The sequence below is a fragment of the Streptomyces sp. NPDC004266 genome, from assembly GCF_042874095.1.
Taxonomy (GTDB): domain Bacteria; phylum Actinomycetota; class Actinomycetes; order Streptomycetales; family Streptomycetaceae; genus Streptomyces.
On sequence record NZ_JBIAMM010000022.1, the window covers coordinates 38,333 to 56,318 of the forward strand.

A 17,986-nucleotide genomic window follows, 5' to 3' on the forward strand; every position below is an offset into this window, starting at 1 on the left:
GCCGGGCGTCCTTCCCGTGGGGGGTGGGGTCGCCCGGCGGACCACCCATTTGCGGCGACGGTTTTCCCGGTGTCCCGTTTTCCGACGCCGTGAGCGGTGGACAATAAGGGCATGACTCAGCAGGGGGACAACTGGTGGGACAAGCTCTACGACGAGTCGGCGCCGGACACGGCCCCGACGGTCTCGGGTGACACGCTCGACGACCACTTCGACACGACACCCCGCGCGACGCCGACCCGGACGGACCGGGCGCCGAAGCCGGACCCGGCGGCCACGCCGACGGCCCGGCCCACGGCACCCGTGCCGCCCGGCCCGCCCCCGGCACCGCCCGGGCCCCCGGTGCCCACCTCGCCGCCCCCGCCGGCCGCCGGCCCGAGCGGGCCCCCGGAGCAGTCGACGCGCCCGGCGCCGCCCGCGCCGAACGCCTCCCCCGCGGCCCCGACGCCCCCGGCTCCCCCCGCGCCCCCTGCTCCCCCCGCGCCGCCCGTGGTCTCCGTGCCGAGCGTGTCGCCCGCGCCCCCCGCGCCCCGGCAGGTGCCCCCCGTGCCCGGTCCGGCGCCCTGGGAGGCGCCCGAAGGCGTCGGGCCGCGGACGTTTCCGGCCCCTCCGCCCCCGCCACCGGTCGCCGCGCCCGTCGAGACGCCCACCGTCCAGGTGCCGTCGTCCGAGGAGCCCGCCCCCGGCCCCGACCCCGACCTCACCGTCGAGGTGCCCGTGGCCGTCTCCGTGCCCCGCCCCCGGAGCGGGTTCATCGGGAGCAGACCGCCCACCTACGAGGCCGAGCCCACCGCGCTGCCCGTCGCCCGCCCCGGCGAGCTCGCCGAACTGGTCGCCGACACCGTCCTCGACGGCGCCCGCTACGGCACCTGCACCCTGCGCGCCGCCTCCGTACGAGGCGACTCCGCCCGCTTCCGGGGCGAGCCCCGCCGCGACGCCCTGCTCACCGCCCGCTTCGGCCACGACGAGACCGCGCTCGTCCTCGTCGCCGTCGCCGCCGGCTCCCGTGCCGCCGAGGACGCCCACCTCGCCGCCGCCGACGCCTGCCACTGGATCGCCGAGGCCGTCTGCCGCAGCCACGCCCGGCTCTCCGAGGACATCAGGTCCGGCCGCCGCGGCGACCTCAAGTCCGGTCTCCACCGGCTCACCGACCGGACCTACGGCAAGCTGCGGGCCCGCGCCGCCGAGCGGGGCCTCGCCCCCGACGAGTACACCGCGACCCTCCGCTGCCTCCTCGTCCCCGCCGACCCCGAGTGCCGCACCCGTGTCTTCTTCGGCATCGGCGGCGGCGGTCTCTTCCGGCTCCGCGAGGGCTCCTGGCAGGACCTCGAACCGATCCTGCCCGAACCGGCCGCCGTCACCGGCGCCCCCGTCGTCGGCTTCGGCTCGCCGCCGCCCGTCCCGGAGGCGACCGAGGAGGGGGACAGGCTCACCATGGACCTCGGCATCACCACCGCGCCGCCGCTCGTCGAGGAGCCCGTGCCGCCGCCCGCCGAGCCGTTCCGCTTCCGCGCCTCCGTGGCCCGTCCGGGTGACACCCTGCTCCTCGCCTCGCCCGGACTCGCCGAGCCGATGCGGGGTGAACCCGCCCTCGCCCGCGAGCTCGCCGCCCGCTGGGCGGACGCCGAGCCGCCCGGCCTCGCCGCCTTCCTCGCCGACACCCAGCTGAGGGTGACCGGTTACGCCGACGACCGTACGGGGGTGGCCGTCTGGGAGGCGTAACCCGCCGGGCCGTGTGTTGATGGAGCCATGGCCAAACAGAACATCGCGGAGCAGTTCGTCGACATCCTCGTCCGGGCGGGCGTCCGGCGTCTCTACGGAGTGGTCGGCGACAGCCTGAACCCGGTCGTCGACGCGATCCGCCGTACCTCCGCGATCGACTGGATCCAGGTGCGGCACGAGGAGACCGCGGCCTTCGCCGCGGGCGCCGAGGCCCAGGTCACCGGCGCTCTCGCCGCCTGCGCGGGCTCCTGCGGACCCGGCAACCTCCACCTCATCAACGGCCTGTACGACGCCCACCGTTCCATGGCCCCGGTCCTGGCCCTCGCCTCGCACGTCCCGTCCAGCGAGATCGGGCTCTCCTACTTCCAGGAGACCCACCCCGACCAGCTGTTCCGCGAGTGCAGCCACTACAGCGAGCTCATCTCCAACCCGAAGCAGATGCCCCGGCTGCTCCACACGGCGATCCAGCACGCCGTCGGCCGCGGCGGCGTCAGCGTCGTCTCGCTGCCCGGCGACATCGCCTCCCAGCCGGCCCCGGAGAAGACGGCGGAGACCGCGCTCGTCACCACCCGGCCCACCGTCCGCCCCGGGGACGCCGAGATCGACGCGCTCGTGCGGATGATCGACTCCGCCGACCGGGTGACGCTGTTCTGCGGCAGCGGCACGGCGGGGGCGCACCCCGAGGTGATGCAGTTCGCCGAGCGGATCAAGGCGCCGGTCGGCCACGCCCTGCGGGGCAAGGAGTGGATCCAGTACGACAATCCGTACGACGTCGGCATGAGCGGTCTGCTCGGGTACGGCGCCGCCTACGAGGCCACCCACGAGTGCGATCTGCTGATCCTGCTCGGCACCGACTTCCCGTACAACGCCTTCCTGCCCGACGACGTCAAGATCGTGCAGGTGGACGTGCGGCCCGAACACCTCGGCCGCCGCTCCCGGCTCGACCTGGCCGTCTGGGGGGACGTCCGCGAGACGCTGCGCTGCGTGATCCCCCGGGTCCGCGCGAAGACCGACCGCCGCTTCCTCGACAAGATGCTGAAGAAGCACGCCGACGCGCTGGAGGGCGTGGTCAAGGCCTACACCCGCAAGGTCGAGAAGCACGTCCCGATCCACCCCGAGTACGTCGCCTCCGTCCTCGACGACCTCGCCGACGACGACGCCGTCTTCACCGTGGACACGGGCATGTGCAACGTCTGGGCGGCCCGTTACCTCTCGCCCAACGGGCGGCGCAGGATCATCGGCTCGTTCAGCCACGGCTCCATGGCGAACGCCCTGCCGCAGGCGATCGGCGCCCAGTTCACGGACCGGAACCGCCAGGTCGTCTCGCTCTCCGGCGATGGCGGCTTCTCGATGCTGATGGGCGACTTCCTGACCCTCGTCCAGTACGACCTGCCCGTGAAGGTGGTCCTCTTCAACAACTCCTCGCTGGGCATGGTGGAGCTGGAGATGCTGGTCGCCGGGCTTCCCTCGTACGGGACGACGAACAAGAACCCGGACTTCGCCGCCATCGCCCGCGCCGCCGGGGCCCACGGCATCCGCGTCGAGAAGCCCAAGCACCTCGCGGGCGCCCTCAAGGACGCCTTCAGGCACAGGGGACCGGCCCTGGTGGACGTCGTCACCGATCCGAACGCGCTCTCCATCCCGCCGAAGATCAGCGCCGACATGGTGACCGGCTTCGCGCTCTCCGCCAGCAAGATCGTCCTGGACGGCGGCGTGGGCCGGATGCTCCAGATGGCCCGCTCCAACCTGCGCAACGTGCCCAGGCCCTGAGCGGTGTCCGGAAAGCCCCACCTCATGAATGCGGACGGTGATGTGGGGCATGCATCCCCGTGAGCCTGTTCGACGCGACCTGTGGGTGGGGGATATGGCCGGGGAGGCACGACAGCCGACTCAACTGCTCAGAAAGGTGGGATGCGCCGATCTCACCGCGGTGCCGGAGGTGCGGCACGCCCTGCGTGAACTGCTGCGGAGATGGGGCGGACCAGGCGCCTCCGACGTGGCCGAACTGCTCACCAGCGAACTGGTGACCAACGCCCTGGTCCACACCGAGCACGGGGCCGTCGTGACCGCGACGGTCGTCCCCGAGCAGCTGAGGGTCGAGGTCCGCGACTTCGTGCCCGGACTCGAACGGCCGCACGCACCGCCCGCCGACGACGGTACGCACGGCCGGGGACTCGTCCTGGTCCAGGCCCTCGCCGACTCCTGGGGGGTCGAGGAGAACGGGGTGGGCAAGGTGGTGTGGTTCGAACTGAACGGCGGGGTCGCCTGAGGGGCGACCCCGCCGTTCTCCTTCCTGTTCCCCCCTCAGCCGAACTGCTGCTCCAGATCCTTGAGCTTGCGCTCCAGGGAGTCGAGACGGGGCAGCGCCTGGGTGTCGTCCTCGGCGGTGAGGTCCACCGTCCGGGACTCGCCGGGGCGGGGCTCATCGCCCCTCACGGCTTGCAGGGAGGGCCGGGGTCGAAGCGGCAGCTGTCCGGGGTCCGCTATGGCGGGCTCCGCGACGGCGGCCTGCACGGCCGCCGTCGCGGAGCCCGAGCCGCCGCCCGCACCCGGACCGGCACCCGTACCGGCCGAGGTGCCGAGGGCCGCCATCTCGACCTGGCGGCCACCGCCGCGGCCGAGCCCGAAGGCACGGTGCTGACGGTTGATCGCCTTCAGCCTCGCCCGGTCCAGCTTGACCTGGTCGCGCCGGCGGAGCCGGTTCTGCTCCTTCTCCCTCCGGTCCTCGCGCACCTCGTCGACCGCCTCGTCCAGCGTCCGCACGCCCTCCAGGAGCATCAGCGACCAGGCCGCGAAGGTCTCCCGGGGCGCCCTCAGCCACCGCACGATGCGGATCTGCGGCAGCGGGCGGGGCACCAGGCCCTGCTCGCGCAGCGCGGCCCTGCGGGTCTGCTTCAGCGCCCGGTCGAAGAGGACCGCCGCCGAGAGGGACATGCCGGCGAAGAAGTGCGGAGCACCGTCGTGGCCCATGCCGCGCGGTGCGTGCACCCAGTTGAACCAGGCCGCCGCGCCCGCGAACAGCCAGACGAGCAGGCGCGAGCCGAGGGCCGCGTCGCCGTGGCTGGCCTCGCGGACCGCGAGCACCGAGCAGAACATGGCGGCGCCGTCGAGGCCGAAGGGGACGAGGTACTCCCAGCCCCCGGCGAGGTTCAGGTTCTGCCGGCCGAAGCCGACGAGGCCGTGGAAGGAGAGCGCCGCCGCGACGGCCGCGCAGAGGAAGAGCAGCCCGTACGAGGCGAATCCGTAGACGGCCTCCTTGCGTCTGCGGCGCTCCTCGCTGCGTTCCCAGGAGTCCTCGGCCGCGGCCTGGTCACCGGCGCGCTTCCCGCGCGCGAGCACCGCCACCGCCGTGAGGACTCCGGCCACCATCACGCCGCCCGGAAGCAGCCAGTCCAGCGATATGTCGGTCAGTCTCATGCGGTGTCCCTTGCATCGCAGTAGGGCGTTTGGCGGCCCATACTGGCCGACCCCGTGGGGTGCTCAAGGGGTTTCGGGGCAAGAGCACGCCATCGGGGTCGCGGGGCATGCGAATAGGTGCGATCTGGTCGAACGCCCGCACAGAGAAAGGGAATTGAGTTCGATTCACGTCACTTGAACGGGTGGCGTAAGCGTGGCCGCGCCCCGGGAGCCTCAGGCGGTCGCGGTCGCGGTCGCGGTCGCGGTCGCGGTCGCGGTCGCGGTCAGCCGGCGGACGCGCTCGGCGTCGCAGGTGCGCGGACAGGTGAGACAGGTGTCCTCGGGGCGCAGCGTGTAGAAGAAGCAGCACGCGGCCCGGTCGCGGGTGGCGTGCGGAGCGCCGTCCGGCCCCTCGGTGCCGGCCAGTTCGCGGAAGCGCGCCCCGCCCGCGTAGGGCTCGTACGGCTTGGGGGTGCCCGGCAGGAGGAGTTCGAGCTCGGTCATCGCCCGCCGCTCCTCGCCGAGGAGGGCCGCGACGTACCAGAGGCCCTCGACGATCTCGTCCGTGGCCATCCCCCACAGGGCCCGGCGGCCGCGCCGCATCCGGGGTCCGAAGCCGTCCAGGACGGCCTCGAAGTGCTCGGCGAGGGAGGCGCGCACCTCGGCGCGCAGGGCCTCCTCGTCGGCGACGACCCGGGCTCCGGGGAGGGCGGCCGCGGGGTCGCCCGGGAGGCAGGCGAACTCCTCCACCCGGACCGCCATGCGGCCGAGCATGCGCTGGAAGGCCACGTTCCGGACGGGCAGGCGGGGCACCCTGCGGTCCAGGAACCAGGGGAGGGTGACGAGGAGGCAGGCGGGCCAGGCGTAACGGTGCAGACCGAAGCCCGCGACGACGTCGGGGCGGGCCCGGGCGCCGTGGTCCCGCAGCACCTGCGCGTCGTCCCAGGCGAGGAAGGCGTCGAGGCGGGGGCCGCCGGCCGCGAGCTCGTCCGCGCCGACCCAGCCCGCGCCGCTCGGCAGCCGCTCTTCCAGGGCGGCCTCTTCCATCCGCAGGCCGGGAAAGACCTCGGCGAGCCGGGCGTAGGAGGCCGCGACGGGCGAGGCGGGAGGAGCGGGCAACAGGGCGGGGACGGTCATGCGGACCACCGAATCGCGAGCATTGGCAGGTTAGCCTTACCTTACCCGATTTGAGGTGGCCTCTCACCATCGGAGAACCCCTCCCACCTGCGGGGCAGCCCGTATGCCCCGGATGTCGGTCCGTTCGCCTATGGTGCACAGAGGACCCCGGCGACGCGAGCCGGGCCCGGCACGAGGCCGCAGGAGGACCCGGGTGGAGCAGGGCGCAGCGCGCGAGCGGGCGACGGAGAGGCCGTCCCCGCCCTTCGGCGACGCCACGGGGACCGTACGTCCGGAGCCGGCGGGGCCTGAGTCCGCCCGCGCGGCGTCCCCGCGTCCGGAGCCGCCGCACCCGGAGTCCGTACGGGTCCCGGGGCAGACGCGCGGCACGGAGCCGGGCCGAGGCCCCGAGCACGCCCGCGGCGAGCACCCCCACGACGAACCGGCGGACCTCGGCCCCCGCACCGTGCGCAGGCACTCCGTCCGCGGCCAGATCCTCGAAGCCCTCCGCACCGCCCTCGTCGGCGGTGAACTCCGTCCCGGCGAGGTGTACTCCGCCCCCGTCCTCGCCGAGCGCTTCGGCGTCTCCGCCACCCCCGTCCGCGAGGCCATGCAGCGCCTCGCCGTGGAGGGGGCCGTCGAGGTCGTGCCGAACCGCGGCTTCCGCGTCACCGAGCGCACCCCCCGCGAGCTCGCCGAACTCGCCGAGGTCCGCGCGCTCATCGAGGTCCCCGTCATGCTGCGGCTCGCCCGTACGGTCCCGGCCGCCCGCTGGACCGAGCTCCGGCCGCTCGCCGAGGCCACCGCGACCGCCGCCGCCCGGGGCGACCGCGCCCACTACGCCGAGACCGACCGGGCCTTCCACCGTGCCGTCCTCTCCCTGGCCGGCAACGAGCAGCTGCTCGCCGTCGCGGACGACCTCCACCGCCGCTCGCAGTGGCCCCTGGTCAGCGCCCCCGCCCTCCGTCACGGCGACCTGGTCGCCGACGCCGCCGAGCACACCGCCCTGCTCGACGCCCTGATCGCCCAGGACCTGACCGTCGTCCAGACCCTGGTGCGGGAGCACTTCACCGGCTCGGAGCGCTAGGCCGTGTCCGGAAAGTCCCGCTTGGGCCCCCGCCCCGGGGCGCGGCCCGGGAGGGGCTGGTGGGTCCGGCGGGGCGCCGGCGTCCCGCGTCGCTCCGTGAGCCGGTTTCGCCGGCGGGGTACCGGCCGCCGTTCGGACGGCTAAGGTCGGAGACGTCAGCCGTCCGCCGTGTCGCGTCACCCGTGAGGTGTCCCCATGACGTCCGCGAGCCCGCCCCCGGCTTGGGGCGGTACGGAAGCCGAGGCCGTCGCGCTGCTCGGCTGGCTCACCGATCCCGAGGCGCCCCGGCTCTGCCTCGTCACCGGCGCCCCGGGCAGCGGCAAGACGGCCCTCCTCGGCTGGCTCGCCGCGCACGGCCCGCGCTCCGGTCGCTCCCGCCGCCGGACGCCCCGGATGCTCGTCCCGCTCGCCGGCCAGAGCGCCCTCGGCGCGGCCTGGACGATCGCCGACCGCCTCGGTGTCGTGGCCCGGTCGCCCGGCGACCTCGTCCACGCCCTCGCCACCAGCGAGCCGCGTCCCGCCGGCGGGGCCGTCCTCCTCCTCGCGGACCTCCACGCCGCCGCCGAACCCGCCGCGCTCACCCGGCTCATCGCGGAGCTCGCCGGAGTCGGGAGGATCCGCCTCGTGGTCGAGGCCCGGAGCGACACCCCGGCCCCGGCCGTCCTGCGCGCCGAACGCCGGATCGCCGTCGTCGACCTGGACGGCGGCCCCGAGCCCGCCGACGCCGCCCGGGCGGAGCCGGCCCCGCCGCTGCCGGACCTCTCCGACCCGGCCGCCGTCTGCGCGGCCGACCCGCTGCTCGTCACCACGGCGTACGTCACCGGCGCCGCCCTCGCCGGGGTGCCCGGCACCCTGGACGGGCCCGAGCCGTCCGCCCGCCCCGGCGAGGGGGCCGTCGACGAGCACGGCGGGCTCCGGACCGCCTGGATGCGCGCCGGGCAGTCGCTCTGCCGCCAACAGGCCCCGTCGGACAGGGCGTTGGTCCTGCTCGCCGCCCTGGGCGACGGCGCCGACCCCCGGCTGCGCCCCGCGCTCGCCGAGCTCGCGGAAGCCGCGCCGTGGCGGGTCCGGTGGGCCCGCCACCGCGGCGACCTGACGCCGCCCTGGCCGGGCCCGGTCACCGTGCTCGGCGCGGCGGGCGGCCCGCTGGCGGGGACGCTCCTCGTCGGCGACCCCACCGGCACCGTGCGGCTGCTCCACGAGGCCGACGCGAGCCCGGCCGGCCGGCTCGCGCACACCGTCCCCGGCCGGATCACCGCGCTGGCGCCCGCGCCCGACGGCACGGTGCTGCTCCTGGACGACCGGGGCCGGCTGCACGCCGTACGGGGAACGGCACCCAGGCCCCCGTACCTGGAGCGGCTCACCGAGGCGGTCTCCGCGACCCTGGCCCGCCACCCGGGGACGGCCCTCGCGGCGATCGCCGGCTCGGTGGTGGTGGGGGACCGGCTGGGCTCCGTCCACGCCTTCGGCCTGACGGGCCTTCACCAGTCGGCCTCGCACAGCGGCCGGGTCACGGCCGTCGCCGCGGTCGAGTCCGAGACCCCGTTCGTCTGCTCCGGCGGCGCGGACGGGAGCGTCCGGCTCTGGACGCCTGGCAGCACCGCGCGACCCGAGCCCCTCGCCGAACGCCCCTCGCCGGTCGTCTCCCTGCACGCGACCGAGACCCCGCACGGCCCGCTGGTCGCCGCCGCCTGGGCCGACGGGCTGGTCGAACTGCACCGGCCGGAGGGCGGCCCGACGCTCTCCTTCCGCCCGGGCCCGCCGGTCCGCGCGGTCGCGGTCACCGGCTCCGGCTCCCTGCTCGTCGGCACCGACGAGAGCCTGGTGTGCCTCGCCCCGAGGAGCTGACCCGTGACGGGACGTCGGCAGGCGTCCCGCCCGGGCGGCTTCAGGTGGCGGCCCGGGGCGTCAGCTGGGCCGAGAGCCAGGTCGGCACCCCGCCGAGAAGCTGGAAGAGACGCCGGGCCTCGGCGCGCAGACGGCCCGCCTCCGGCTCGGTCTCCGTGGTCGCCAGGGCGGTGAGCGCCGGGGCCGTGCCGACCAGGTAGCCCAGCTCCTCGCGGATCCGCAGGGACTCCGCGAAGCCGTGCCGCGCCTCCGCCAACTCCCCCTCGCGCAGGGCGAGTCCGGCGAGGTGCCGCCAGGTGAAGGAGAGCAGGAACGAGTCGCCCCGGGCGGTCGCCCCCTCGTGCGCCCTGCGGTACGCGGCGCGGGCCGCCTGCGGGGAGTCGCCGAGGTTCTGGGCGACGAGCCCGCGCCGGAAGTCCAGGAGGGGACGGCCGTCGGCGGAGGGGCCGATCAGCGCCGCCGCCCGGCCCAGCGCCATCCGGGCCTCGTCGGCCCGGTCGCGCACCCCCAACAGCGTGGAGGCGTAGGCGAGATAGCCGCGTTCGCAGGCCGCGGCCCCGCGTTCCTCGTCGGTGCCGGCGACGGCCTCGGCCGCCCTCAGCGCCTCCTCGGCGTCGGCCCAGCCCTTCTCGGTGTAGAGGCAGCGCTCGATGAGCAGCGCGGCCCGTTCGAGTGCGGCCGCCGGTTCGGACGCGTGCGGCGCGAGGAGCGCGGCCGCGTCCGTCCAGCAACCTCGGGAGCGGAGCCGCCATATGGCGGTCTCCACGGGTGTCTCCTTGCCGTAGGCGAGGGACGGATCTTCGCCACCCCTTGATTCGGAACCAGACATGGCGGTATCCGCCACATTGCCCTCCCCGAGCGCGCCATCGAGCTGTTGAGTAGGACGGCATCTCAGCACGGATGGGAGCACCCGGCCAAGGGGTCGGGTGAAAAATTTCACAAGAGTCCGAAGGGGGTGCGGGCCCCCGCCCCGGCCCGTTCCGACCGGGCGCGGGGCGGCCTATCGACCCGTGATCACGGCGGTGATCAGGGCCGGGCCCGGTCCGCGGGCCCCGTGCCGAAGGGCCCGCCGAAGCCCCGTTCGCCACTCCTCCGGACTCGCCCGAAGGAGTGAATCGCCGAGGCCCCGCCGGGCCCTGCCGCACGCGCTCCGGTTCACCCGGACGGCGTCAGCTCATCCGCAGCGCCAGGAAGAAGTCGAGCTTGTCCTCCAGGCGGGAGAGGTCACGGCCGGTGAGCTGCTCGATCCGGCCCACCCGGTAGCGCAGCGTGTTCACGTGCAGGTGGAGGCGGGTCGCGCAGCGGGTCCAGGAGCCGTCGCAGTCCAGGAAGGCCTCCAGGGTCGGGATGAGCTCCGCCCGGTGGCGCCGGTCGTAGTCGCGCAGCGGGTCGAGCAGCCGGGCCGTGAAGGCGCGCCGGACGTCGTCCGGGACGAACGGCAGCAGCAGCACGTGCGAGGCCAGCTCGTGGTGCCCCGCGGCGCAGACCCGGCCCGGGCGGGCGGCGGCCACCCGGCGGGCGTGCCGGGCCTCCTCCAGGGCCCCGCGCAGGCCCTCCGCCGAGTGCACGGCGGCGCTGACGCCCAGCGTGAGGCGCCCGTCGCCGTCGAGCCCCGAGGAGAGCGGCGCCCGTACGGAGGCGAGCAGCGCGTCCGCGTGGAGGCCGAGGGCGGGGGCCGGGCCCTCGTCCTCGCTGTCCGGCAGCGGGCCCGCGGCCAGCGGGACCAGGGCGATCGCCTCGTCGCCGCTGTGCGCGACCGCGATGCGGTCGGCCGACTCGGCGCCGACGGTCGCCGGGTCGACGAGGACCTCCTCCAGGAGCGACTGGGCGACCGGTCCGCTGTCCACGGGGGGCTGGCCGGCCTCCTGGTCCCACTCCACGCGGGCGACGACCACCTGCCAGTGCGGGGCCGTGCCGAGCCCGGGCAGCAGCACCGGGGCGGCGACCCGCAGACGGGCCGCGATCTCGGCGGGCGCGGCGCCCGTCTGCACCAGCTCCAGGACCTCCTGGGCGAGCCGGCGCCGTACCGTACGGGCCGCGTCGCGCCGGTCCCGCTCGACGGCGATCAGCTGGGTGACGCCCTGGAGCAGGTCGAGCCGGGCGGCGGGCCAGTCCCCGGCGTCCGCCTCGACGGCCAGCAGCCAGTCCGACAGGACCGTCTCGCGCACGTCCCGGGAGGCGGGCGCGGCGCCCCGGCCGGTGTTGCGGATCGGGAAGAGGGAGTACGCCGTTCCGGCGATGCTCAGCCGGTGCGGGCCGCGCCGGCCGGTGCGGGTGGCGGCCAGGTGCTCGCCGGCCAGGGTGGCGGCGAGCCCGGCGTCCAGGGGTTCGCCGGCGCCCGCGATCTGGCGGCCGGTGGGGGAGAGGACCCAGGCCCGCAGGTCCAGGTCGGAGCCGAGGAGGTCGAGGACGACCTCGGGTCCGCCGCCCGCCGGACCGGAGGTCATGAGCCGCCGGTGGCGGTCGACGACGGCCGCCAGGTCGCCGGCCCGCTCGCCGGAGACCTGTCGAACAACGTGCTCGGTGATCGTCGCGAACGCAACGGACTCGTTCACCGCGAACAGCGGCAGCCGGTGGCGCAAACACGCCTCCACGAGATCGTCGGGGATGTCGCCGAGCTCGGCCTCGCCCGCCGCGAGGGCCGCCACCCCGGCCGAGGCCAGGATCCGGACGAAGGGCTCGGCGTCGGCCGGGTCCGTCCGCCAGGCGAGGCCGGTCAGCACCAGCTCGCCGCCGGACAGGTACCGGCTGGGGTCCTTGAGGTCCGTCGTCATGACGCCCCGGACGGTCCGGTCCAGCTCGTCCTCGCCGCCGAGCAGGCGCAGCCCGAGCGCGTCGTTCTCCAGCAGTGCGCGCAGCCGCATCGTGTCGCCGCCGTTCCTTCGTTCGGTGATGGTGGTGTCGCGTTGTCGACGGTGGCGCGGTGCCACCGTTTCCAGGGGGAAACGGAGAGGTTTCTGTTCTCCATCGTTCGTTCGAATCTACAAGACGACGACGGGCACCAGCCAACTCCTTCATGTTTTCGGTGACTGCACCCCGGGCGACAGTGGCTTGTGTACTAGGCCACACACCGCGTGAACAGCACATGAACACGATGTCGAGGGCCGGCCGTCCCCCCGGACCCACTAGCTCGACCCCCGATCACCAGAATCACTAGAAGAGAGCCACCATGGACTTCCTTCGCCCCGCCAGCTGGGAGGAGGCGCTCGCCGCCAAGGCCGAGCACCCCACGGCCGTGCCCATCGCCGGTGGTACCGACGTCATGGTCGAGATCAACTTCGACCACCGACGCCCCGAGTACCTCCTGGACCTGAACCGTATCGAGCTGCTGCGCGAGTGGGAGGTCGGCGAGGAGAACGTCCGCCTCGGCGCCTCCGTCCCGTACACGCAGATCATGGAGAACCTGCGCGCAGAGCTCCCGGGTCTGGCGCTGGCATCGCACACGGTCGCCTCCCCGCAGATCCGCAACCGCGGCGGCGTCGGCGGCAACCTCGGCACCGCGTCGCCCGCCGGCGACGCCCACCCGGCCCTGCTCGCCGCGGGCGCCGAGGTCGAGGTCGAGTCGGTGCGCGGCAACCGCTTCATCCCGATCGACGAGTTCTACACGGGCGTGAAGCGCAACGCGCTCCAGCCCGACGAGCTCATCAAGACCGTCCACATCAAGAAGGCGGACGGCCCCCAGCAGTACTCCAAGGTCGGCACCCGCAACGCGATGGTCATCGCCGTCTGCGCCTTCGGCCTGGCCCTGCACCCGGAGACCCGGACGGTGCGCACCGGCATCGGCTCCGCCGCGCCGACCCCGATCCGCGCCAAGGAGGCCGAGGCCTTCCTGAACGCGGCTCTGGAAGAGGGCGGTTTCTGGGACAACGGCAAGATCATCACCCCCTCGATCGCGAAGCAGTTCGCCGACCTCTGCTCGGCCGCCGCCAACCCGATCGACGACGTCCGCGGCACCGCCAAGTACCGGCGCCACGCCGTCGGCATCATGGCTCGCCGCCAGCTCGGCTGGACCTGGGAGCAGTACCGCGGCGCCGGCCGCACGCTTGAGGGAGCTGCATAACCATGCGCGTCAATTTCACGGTCAACGGTCGTCCGCAGGAAGCCGACGACGTCTGGGAGGGCGAGTCCCTCCTCTACGTCCTGCGTGAGCGTCTGGGTCTGCCCGGCTCCAAGAACGCGTGCGAGCAGGGCGAGTGCGGTTCCTGCACGGTCCGCCTCGATGGCGTGCCGGTGTGTTCGTGTCTGGTCGCCGCCGGTCAGGTCGAGGGCCGCGAGGTCGTCACCGTCGAGGGCCTGGCGGAGTACGCCAAGGAGCGCGAGGCGCACGGCGGTTGCGCCACCGGCGCCTGCGGCGGGACCTCGGTCGACGCCGCGAAGAAGTGGGAGGCCAAGCCCCAGGACTCGCAGACCGGTGAGGGCGTCGAACTCTCGCCGATCCAGCAGGCGTTCATCGACGCGGGCGCCGTCCAGTGCGGCTTCTGCACCCCCGGTCTGCTCGTCGCGGCCGACGAGATGCTGGAGCGCAACCCGTCCCCGACGGACGCGGACATCCGCGAGGCGCTCTCCGGCAACCTCTGCCGCTGCACCGGTTACGAGAAGATCCTCGACGCGGTCCGCCTCGCGGCCGCTCGCCAGGAGCGTCAGGGAGAGGCGGTCTGACGATGGCCCAGAACACACTTCCGGTGGGCACGCCCACCGACGTCACCCAGAACCACGTCAAGGGCGGCATCGGCGAGTCCACGCTCCGCCCGGACGGCACCCTCAAGGTCACCGGCGAGTTCGCCTACTCCTCGGACATGTGGCACGAGGACATGCTGTGGGGCCAGATCCTGCGCTCCACCGTCGCGCACGCCGAGATCGTGTCCATCGACACCTCCGAGGCCCTCACGATGGACGGCGTCTACGCCGTCCTGACCCACGAGGACCTGCCGGCCGCGAAGAACTACGGCATGGAGTTCCAGGACACCCCGGTCCTCGCCTACGGCAAGGTCCGTCACCACGGTGAGCCGGTCGCCCTCGTGGCCGCCGACCACCCGGAGACCGCCCGCCGCGCCGCCGCGAAGATCAAGATCGAGTACCGCGAGCTCCCGCTCATCACGGACGAGGCCTCCGCCCTCGCCCCGGACGCGATCCTGGTCCACGAGAACCGCGACGACCACCACGCCGGCCACGTCCCGCACCCGAACATCGTGCACCGCCAGCCGATCATCCGCGGCAACGCCGACGAGGCCGCCAAGCGCGCCGACGTCATCGTCAAGGGCGAGTACACCTTCGGCATGCAGGACCAGGCCTTCCTCGGCCCCGAGTCCGGCCTCGCCGTGCCGGCCGAGGACGGCGGCGTCGACCTGTACGTCGCCACCCAGTGGCTGCACTCGGATCTCAAGCAGATCGCCCCCTGCCTCGGCCTGCCCGAGGAGAAGGTCCGCATGACCATGGCCGGTGTCGGCGGCGCCTTCGGCGGCCGCGAGGACATCTCCATGCAGATCCTCGCCTCCATCCTCGCGCTGCGCACCGGCAAGCCGGTCAAGATGGTCTACAACCGGTACGAGTCCTTCTTCGGGCACGTCCACCGGCACCCGGCGAAGCTCTACTACGAGCACGGCGCCACCAAGGACGGCAAGCTCACGCACATGAAGTGCAAGATCGTGCTGGACGGCGGCGCGTACGCGTCGTCCACGGCCTCGGTCGTCGGCAACGCCTCCTCCCTCTCGGTCGGCCCGTACGTCATCGACGACGTCGAGATCGAGGCGATCGGCCTCTACACCAACAACCCGCCCTGCGGCGCCATGCGCGGCTTCGGCGCGGTCCAGGCCTGCTTCGCCTACGAGGCGCAGATGGACAAGCTCGCGGCCAAGCTGGGCATGGACCCGGTGGAGCTGCGCCAGCTCAACGCCATGGAGCAGGGCACGATCATGCCGACCGGCCAGGTCGTGGACTCGCCGGCCCCGGTCGCCGAGCTGCTGCGCCGGGTCAAGGCCCGCCCGCTCCCGCCGGAGCGCCAGTGGGAGACCGCCGGCGAGGGCGCGGACGTCCGCGCGCTGCCGGGCGGCCTGTCCAACACCTCGCACGGCGAGGGCGTCGTGCGGGGCGTCGGCTACGCCGTCGGCATCAAGAACGTCGGCTTCTCCGAGGGCTTCGACGACTACTCGACCGCCAAGATCCGCATCGAGGTCATCAACGGCGAGGCCGTCGCCACGGTCCACACCGCGATGGCGGAGGTCGGCCAGGGCGGCGTCACGATCCACGCGCAGATCGCCCGTACCGAGCTCGGTGTCCAGCAGGTCACCATCCACCCCGCGGACACGCAGGTGGGCTCGGCCGGTTCGACCTCCGCGGGCCGTCAGACGTACATGACCGGCGGCGCCATCAAGAACTCCTGCGGGATCGTCCGCGAGAAGGTCCTGGAGATCGGCCGGCGCAAGTTCGGCTCGTACCACCCGGCCTGGGCCAACGCCGAGCTCCTCCTGGAGGGCGGCAAGGTCGTCACCGACGGCGGCGAGGCCCTCGCCACCATCGCGGACGTCCTGGAGGACCAGGTCGTGGAGGTGGAGGAGGAGTGGCGCCACCGGCCCACCCAGGCCTTCGACCTCGTCACCGGCCAGGGCGACGGCCACGTGCAGTACGCCTTCGCGGCGCACCGCGCGGTCGTGGAGGTCGACACCGAGCTCGGCCTGGTCAAGGTCATCGAGCTGGCCTGCGCCCAGGACGTCGGCAAGGCGGTCAACCCCCTCTCCGTGGTCGGCCAGATCCAGGGTGGCACCACCCAGGGCCTGGGCGTCGCGGTGATGGAGGAGATCATCGTCGACCCGAAGACCGCGAAGGTGCGCAACCCCTCCTTCACGGACTACCTGATCCCGACCATCCTCGACACGCCGACCATCCCGGTCGACTACCTCGAGCTGGCCGACCCCAACGCGCCGTACGGCGTCCGGGGCATCGGCGAGGCCCCGACCCTGTCGTCCACCCCGGCCGTCCTCGCGGCGATCCGGGCGGCGACGGGCCTGGAGCTCAACAAGACGCCGGTCCGCCCCGAGGCGCTCACCGGCACCCTGTAGGACTCTCCGGGCGGTGCGTGCCTCCCAGGAACGTCACACTTCCACCGCCCTCACCGCCCGGAGCACTCCCTCTCGGGAACCCGCGTCACCGCAGTACCGCTCCACCCGCAGTACCCACGCTTCACGGCATCACCCCGTTCGTCTCGGGCCGTCCCCCGGGTCGTGCAGCCAACGAAATATCCCAAATCCCGCAGCTTCACCGTCAGAGCTTGGAAGTCTGATGCGGGTGCCCCTTTGAACCTTGGGAGTAGGCCCCATGACCCAGTCGTCTGTGGAGCCCAAGACCGCCGCTGAGGACGCGGGCTCCGGCTCGCGCACCCCCGCCGGGCGCTCTTGGCTCGACCGGTACTTTCACATCTCGGAGAGAGGATCCACCGTCGCGACGGAGATCCGCGGCGGCGTCACCACCTTCATGGCGATGGCGTACATTCTCCTGCTCAACCCGATCCTCCTGGGCGGCCCGGACGTCGACAAGCACGTCCTCGCCACCTCCGCCGTCATCACGGCGACCGCCTTCGCGGCGGCGGTGACCACCCTGCTGATGGGCTTCGTCGGCAAGGTCCCGCTCGTCCTCGCGGCGGGGCTCAGCGTCTCCGGTGTGCTGGCGACCCAGGTCGTGCCCCAGATGACCTGGCCGCAGGCCATGGGGATGTGCGTCGTCTACGGTGTGGTGATCTGCCTCCTGGTGGTCACCGGTCTCCGTGAGATGATCATGAACGCGATCCCGCTGCCGCTCAAGCACGGCATCACCATCGGCATCGGCCTCTTCATCGCGCTGATCGGCTTCAACAAGGCCGGCTTCGTGGGCGCCGGCCCGCAGTTCGGCCCGCCCATCACCCTCGGCGCCGGCGGCGAGCTCGTCGGCTGGCCGGTACTGATCTTCGCGGTCACCCTGCTCGCCATCTTCGCGCTCCAGGCCCGCAAGATCCCGGGCGCGATCCTCATCGGCATCGTCGCCGGCACCGTCATCTCCCTGATCGTGAACGCGGTCGCCGACATCCCGGCCAAGGGCCCGGGCTCCTGGGCCAACGGCGCCCCGGAGCTCAAGGGCAGCGCGGTCTCCAGCCCGGACTTCTCGCTCTTCGGCGACGTCTCCTTCGGCGGCTGGGGCGACGTCGGCTTCATCACCGTCGGCGTCATCGTCTTCACCCTCGTCCTCGCCGGCTTCTTCGACGCCATGGCCACCATCATCGGCGTCGGCACCGAGGCCAACCTCGCCGACGACAAGGGCCGGATGCCCGGCCTGTCCAAGGCGCTGTTCATCGACGGCGCGGGCGGCGCGATCGGCGGCGTCTCCGGCGCCTCCGGCCAGACGGTCTTCGTGGAGTCCGCCACCGGCGTCGGCGAGGGAGCCCGCACCGGCTTCTCCTCGGTGATCACGGGCCTGTTCTTCGCGGCCGCCATCTTCTTCACCCCGATCACCCAGATCGTGCCCCGTGAGGTCGGATCCGCCGCCCTGGTCGTCATCGGCGCGATGATGATGATGAACGCCAAGCACGTGAACTGGGGCGACAGCTCCGTCGCGATCCCGGTCTTCCTGACCGTCGTCCTGATGCCGTTCACCTACAGCATCACCCCGGGCGTCGCGGCCGGCGTCATCGCCTACACCGTCATCAAGGTGGCCCAGGGCAAGGCGCGCGAGGTCGGCGCGTTCATGTGGGCCCTCACCGCGATCTTCATCGTGTTCTTCGCCCTTCACCCGATCGAGGGTTGGCTGGGCGTCAGCTGACGCCCGACCCGCCCTCCGCACACCCAAGGAGACCGA

Annotated in this window: 13 protein-coding genes; 9 read left to right on the top strand and 4 right to left on the bottom strand. The window is 73.6% G+C overall.

Going from position 1 to position 17,986, the window contains the following annotated elements; all coding sequences use genetic code 11:
* The first annotated feature begins 111 nt into the window (after nucleotides 1–111).
* From ACFYUZ_RS35905 to ACFYUZ_RS35915, 3 genes are all read left to right on the top strand, one after another.
* Entirely contained in the window at nucleotides 112–1,719 is a 1,608-nt protein-coding gene (locus ACFYUZ_RS35905) for a protein phosphatase 2C domain-containing protein (RefSeq protein ID WP_389316424.1), read from the top strand.
* A gap of 27 nt (nucleotides 1,720–1,746) precedes the next feature.
* Complete coding sequence (locus ACFYUZ_RS35910; protein WP_389316426.1) at nucleotides 1,747–3,489, top strand: pyruvate dehydrogenase; 1,743 nt, start codon at nucleotides 1,747–1,749, stop codon at nucleotides 3,487–3,489.
* A 94-nt stretch (nucleotides 3,490–3,583) separates the two neighbouring features.
* Nucleotides 3,584–3,988: an ATP-binding protein gene (locus ACFYUZ_RS35915; protein ID WP_389316428.1), complete on the top strand. Its 405-nt coding sequence runs from the start codon at nucleotides 3,584–3,586 to the stop codon at nucleotides 3,986–3,988.
* Nucleotides 3,989–4,023: 35 nt separating this feature from the next.
* Here the strand turns inward: ACFYUZ_RS35915 and ACFYUZ_RS35920 are convergent, their stop codons facing one another.
* Complete coding sequence (locus ACFYUZ_RS35920) at nucleotides 4,024–5,136, bottom strand: DUF2637 domain-containing protein (RefSeq protein ID WP_389316429.1); 1,113 nt, start codon at nucleotides 5,134–5,136, stop codon at nucleotides 4,024–4,026.
* 213 nt (nucleotides 5,137–5,349) lie between these two features.
* A complete protein-coding gene (locus ACFYUZ_RS35925; RefSeq protein WP_389316431.1) occupies nucleotides 5,350–6,252 on the bottom strand; it encodes a (2Fe-2S)-binding protein in 903 nt (300 codons plus the stop codon).
* Between the two features lie 193 nt (nucleotides 6,253–6,445).
* Between ACFYUZ_RS35925 and ACFYUZ_RS35930 the strand changes: the two genes are divergently transcribed.
* Nucleotides 6,446–7,318: a GntR family transcriptional regulator gene (locus tag ACFYUZ_RS35930; protein WP_389316432.1), complete on the top strand. Its 873-nt coding sequence runs from the start codon at nucleotides 6,446–6,448 to the stop codon at nucleotides 7,316–7,318.
* Between the two features lie 195 nt (nucleotides 7,319–7,513).
* On the top strand, nucleotides 7,514–9,166 hold the full coding sequence (locus tag ACFYUZ_RS35935) for a WD40 repeat domain-containing protein (RefSeq protein ID WP_389316434.1): 1,653 nt from the start codon (nucleotides 7,514–7,516) through the stop codon (nucleotides 9,164–9,166).
* A gap of 40 nt (nucleotides 9,167–9,206) precedes the next feature.
* On the opposite strand, the gene ACFYUZ_RS35940 is transcribed toward ACFYUZ_RS35935, so the two are convergent.
* Both ACFYUZ_RS35940 and ACFYUZ_RS35945 read right to left on the bottom strand, forming a co-directional pair.
* Nucleotides 9,207–9,995, bottom strand: a complete 789-nt coding sequence (locus tag ACFYUZ_RS35940; protein WP_389316436.1) for a hypothetical protein — start codon at nucleotides 9,993–9,995, stop codon at nucleotides 9,207–9,209.
* Between the two features lie 340 nt (nucleotides 9,996–10,335).
* Nucleotides 10,336–12,030, bottom strand: a complete 1,695-nt coding sequence (locus tag ACFYUZ_RS35945; RefSeq protein WP_389316438.1) for a PucR family transcriptional regulator — start codon at nucleotides 12,028–12,030, stop codon at nucleotides 10,336–10,338.
* A 305-nt stretch (nucleotides 12,031–12,335) separates the two neighbouring features.
* On the opposite strand from ACFYUZ_RS35945, the gene ACFYUZ_RS35950 reads away from it, so the two are divergent.
* From ACFYUZ_RS35950 to ACFYUZ_RS35965, 4 genes are all read left to right on the top strand, one after another.
* A complete protein-coding gene (locus tag ACFYUZ_RS35950) occupies nucleotides 12,336–13,226 on the top strand; it encodes a xanthine dehydrogenase family protein subunit M (RefSeq protein ID WP_041131867.1) in 891 nt (296 codons plus the stop codon).
* A gap of 2 nt (nucleotides 13,227–13,228) precedes the next feature.
* A complete protein-coding gene (locus ACFYUZ_RS35955) occupies nucleotides 13,229–13,825 on the top strand; it encodes a (2Fe-2S)-binding protein (RefSeq protein WP_389316440.1) in 597 nt (198 codons plus the stop codon).
* Nucleotides 13,826–13,827: 2 nt separating this feature from the next.
* Nucleotides 13,828–16,221, top strand: a complete 2,394-nt coding sequence (pucD, locus tag ACFYUZ_RS35960; RefSeq protein ID WP_389316442.1) for a xanthine dehydrogenase subunit D — start codon at nucleotides 13,828–13,830, stop codon at nucleotides 16,219–16,221.
* Between the two features lie 256 nt (nucleotides 16,222–16,477).
* A complete protein-coding gene (locus ACFYUZ_RS35965; RefSeq protein ID WP_389316443.1) occupies nucleotides 16,478–17,950 on the top strand; it encodes an NCS2 family permease in 1,473 nt (490 codons plus the stop codon).
* Nucleotides 17,951–17,986: the final 36 nt, after the last annotated feature.

Coding starts and splice junctions, on each gene's coding strand:
- ACFYUZ_RS35965 (WP_389316443.1), top strand. CDS start 16,478: ATGACCCAGTCGTCTGTGGAGCCCAAGACCGCCGCTGAGGACGCGGGC.
- ACFYUZ_RS35915 (WP_389316428.1), top strand. CDS start 3,584: ATGGCCGGGGAGGCACGACAGCCGACTCAACTGCTCAGAAAGGTGGGA.
- ACFYUZ_RS35925 (WP_389316431.1), bottom strand. CDS start 6,252: ATGACCGTCCCCGCCCTGTTGCCCGCTCCTCCCGCCTCGCCCGTCGCG.
- ACFYUZ_RS35945 (WP_389316438.1), bottom strand. CDS start 12,030: ATGCGGCTGCGCGCACTGCTGGAGAACGACGCGCTCGGGCTGCGCCTG.
- ACFYUZ_RS35920 (WP_389316429.1), bottom strand. CDS start 5,136: ATGAGACTGACCGACATATCGCTGGACTGGCTGCTTCCGGGCGGCGTG.
- ACFYUZ_RS35955 (WP_389316440.1), top strand. CDS start 13,229: ATGCGCGTCAATTTCACGGTCAACGGTCGTCCGCAGGAAGCCGACGAC.
- ACFYUZ_RS35940 (WP_389316436.1), bottom strand. CDS start 9,995: ATGTCTGGTTCCGAATCAAGGGGTGGCGAAGATCCGTCCCTCGCCTAC.
- ACFYUZ_RS35910 (WP_389316426.1), top strand. CDS start 1,747: ATGGCCAAACAGAACATCGCGGAGCAGTTCGTCGACATCCTCGTCCGG.
- ACFYUZ_RS35950 (WP_041131867.1), top strand. CDS start 12,336: ATGGACTTCCTTCGCCCCGCCAGCTGGGAGGAGGCGCTCGCCGCCAAG.
- pucD (WP_389316442.1), top strand. CDS start 13,828: ATGGCCCAGAACACACTTCCGGTGGGCACGCCCACCGACGTCACCCAG.
- ACFYUZ_RS35935 (WP_389316434.1), top strand. CDS start 7,514: ATGACGTCCGCGAGCCCGCCCCCGGCTTGGGGCGGTACGGAAGCCGAG.
- ACFYUZ_RS35905 (WP_389316424.1), top strand. CDS start 112: ATGACTCAGCAGGGGGACAACTGGTGGGACAAGCTCTACGACGAGTCG.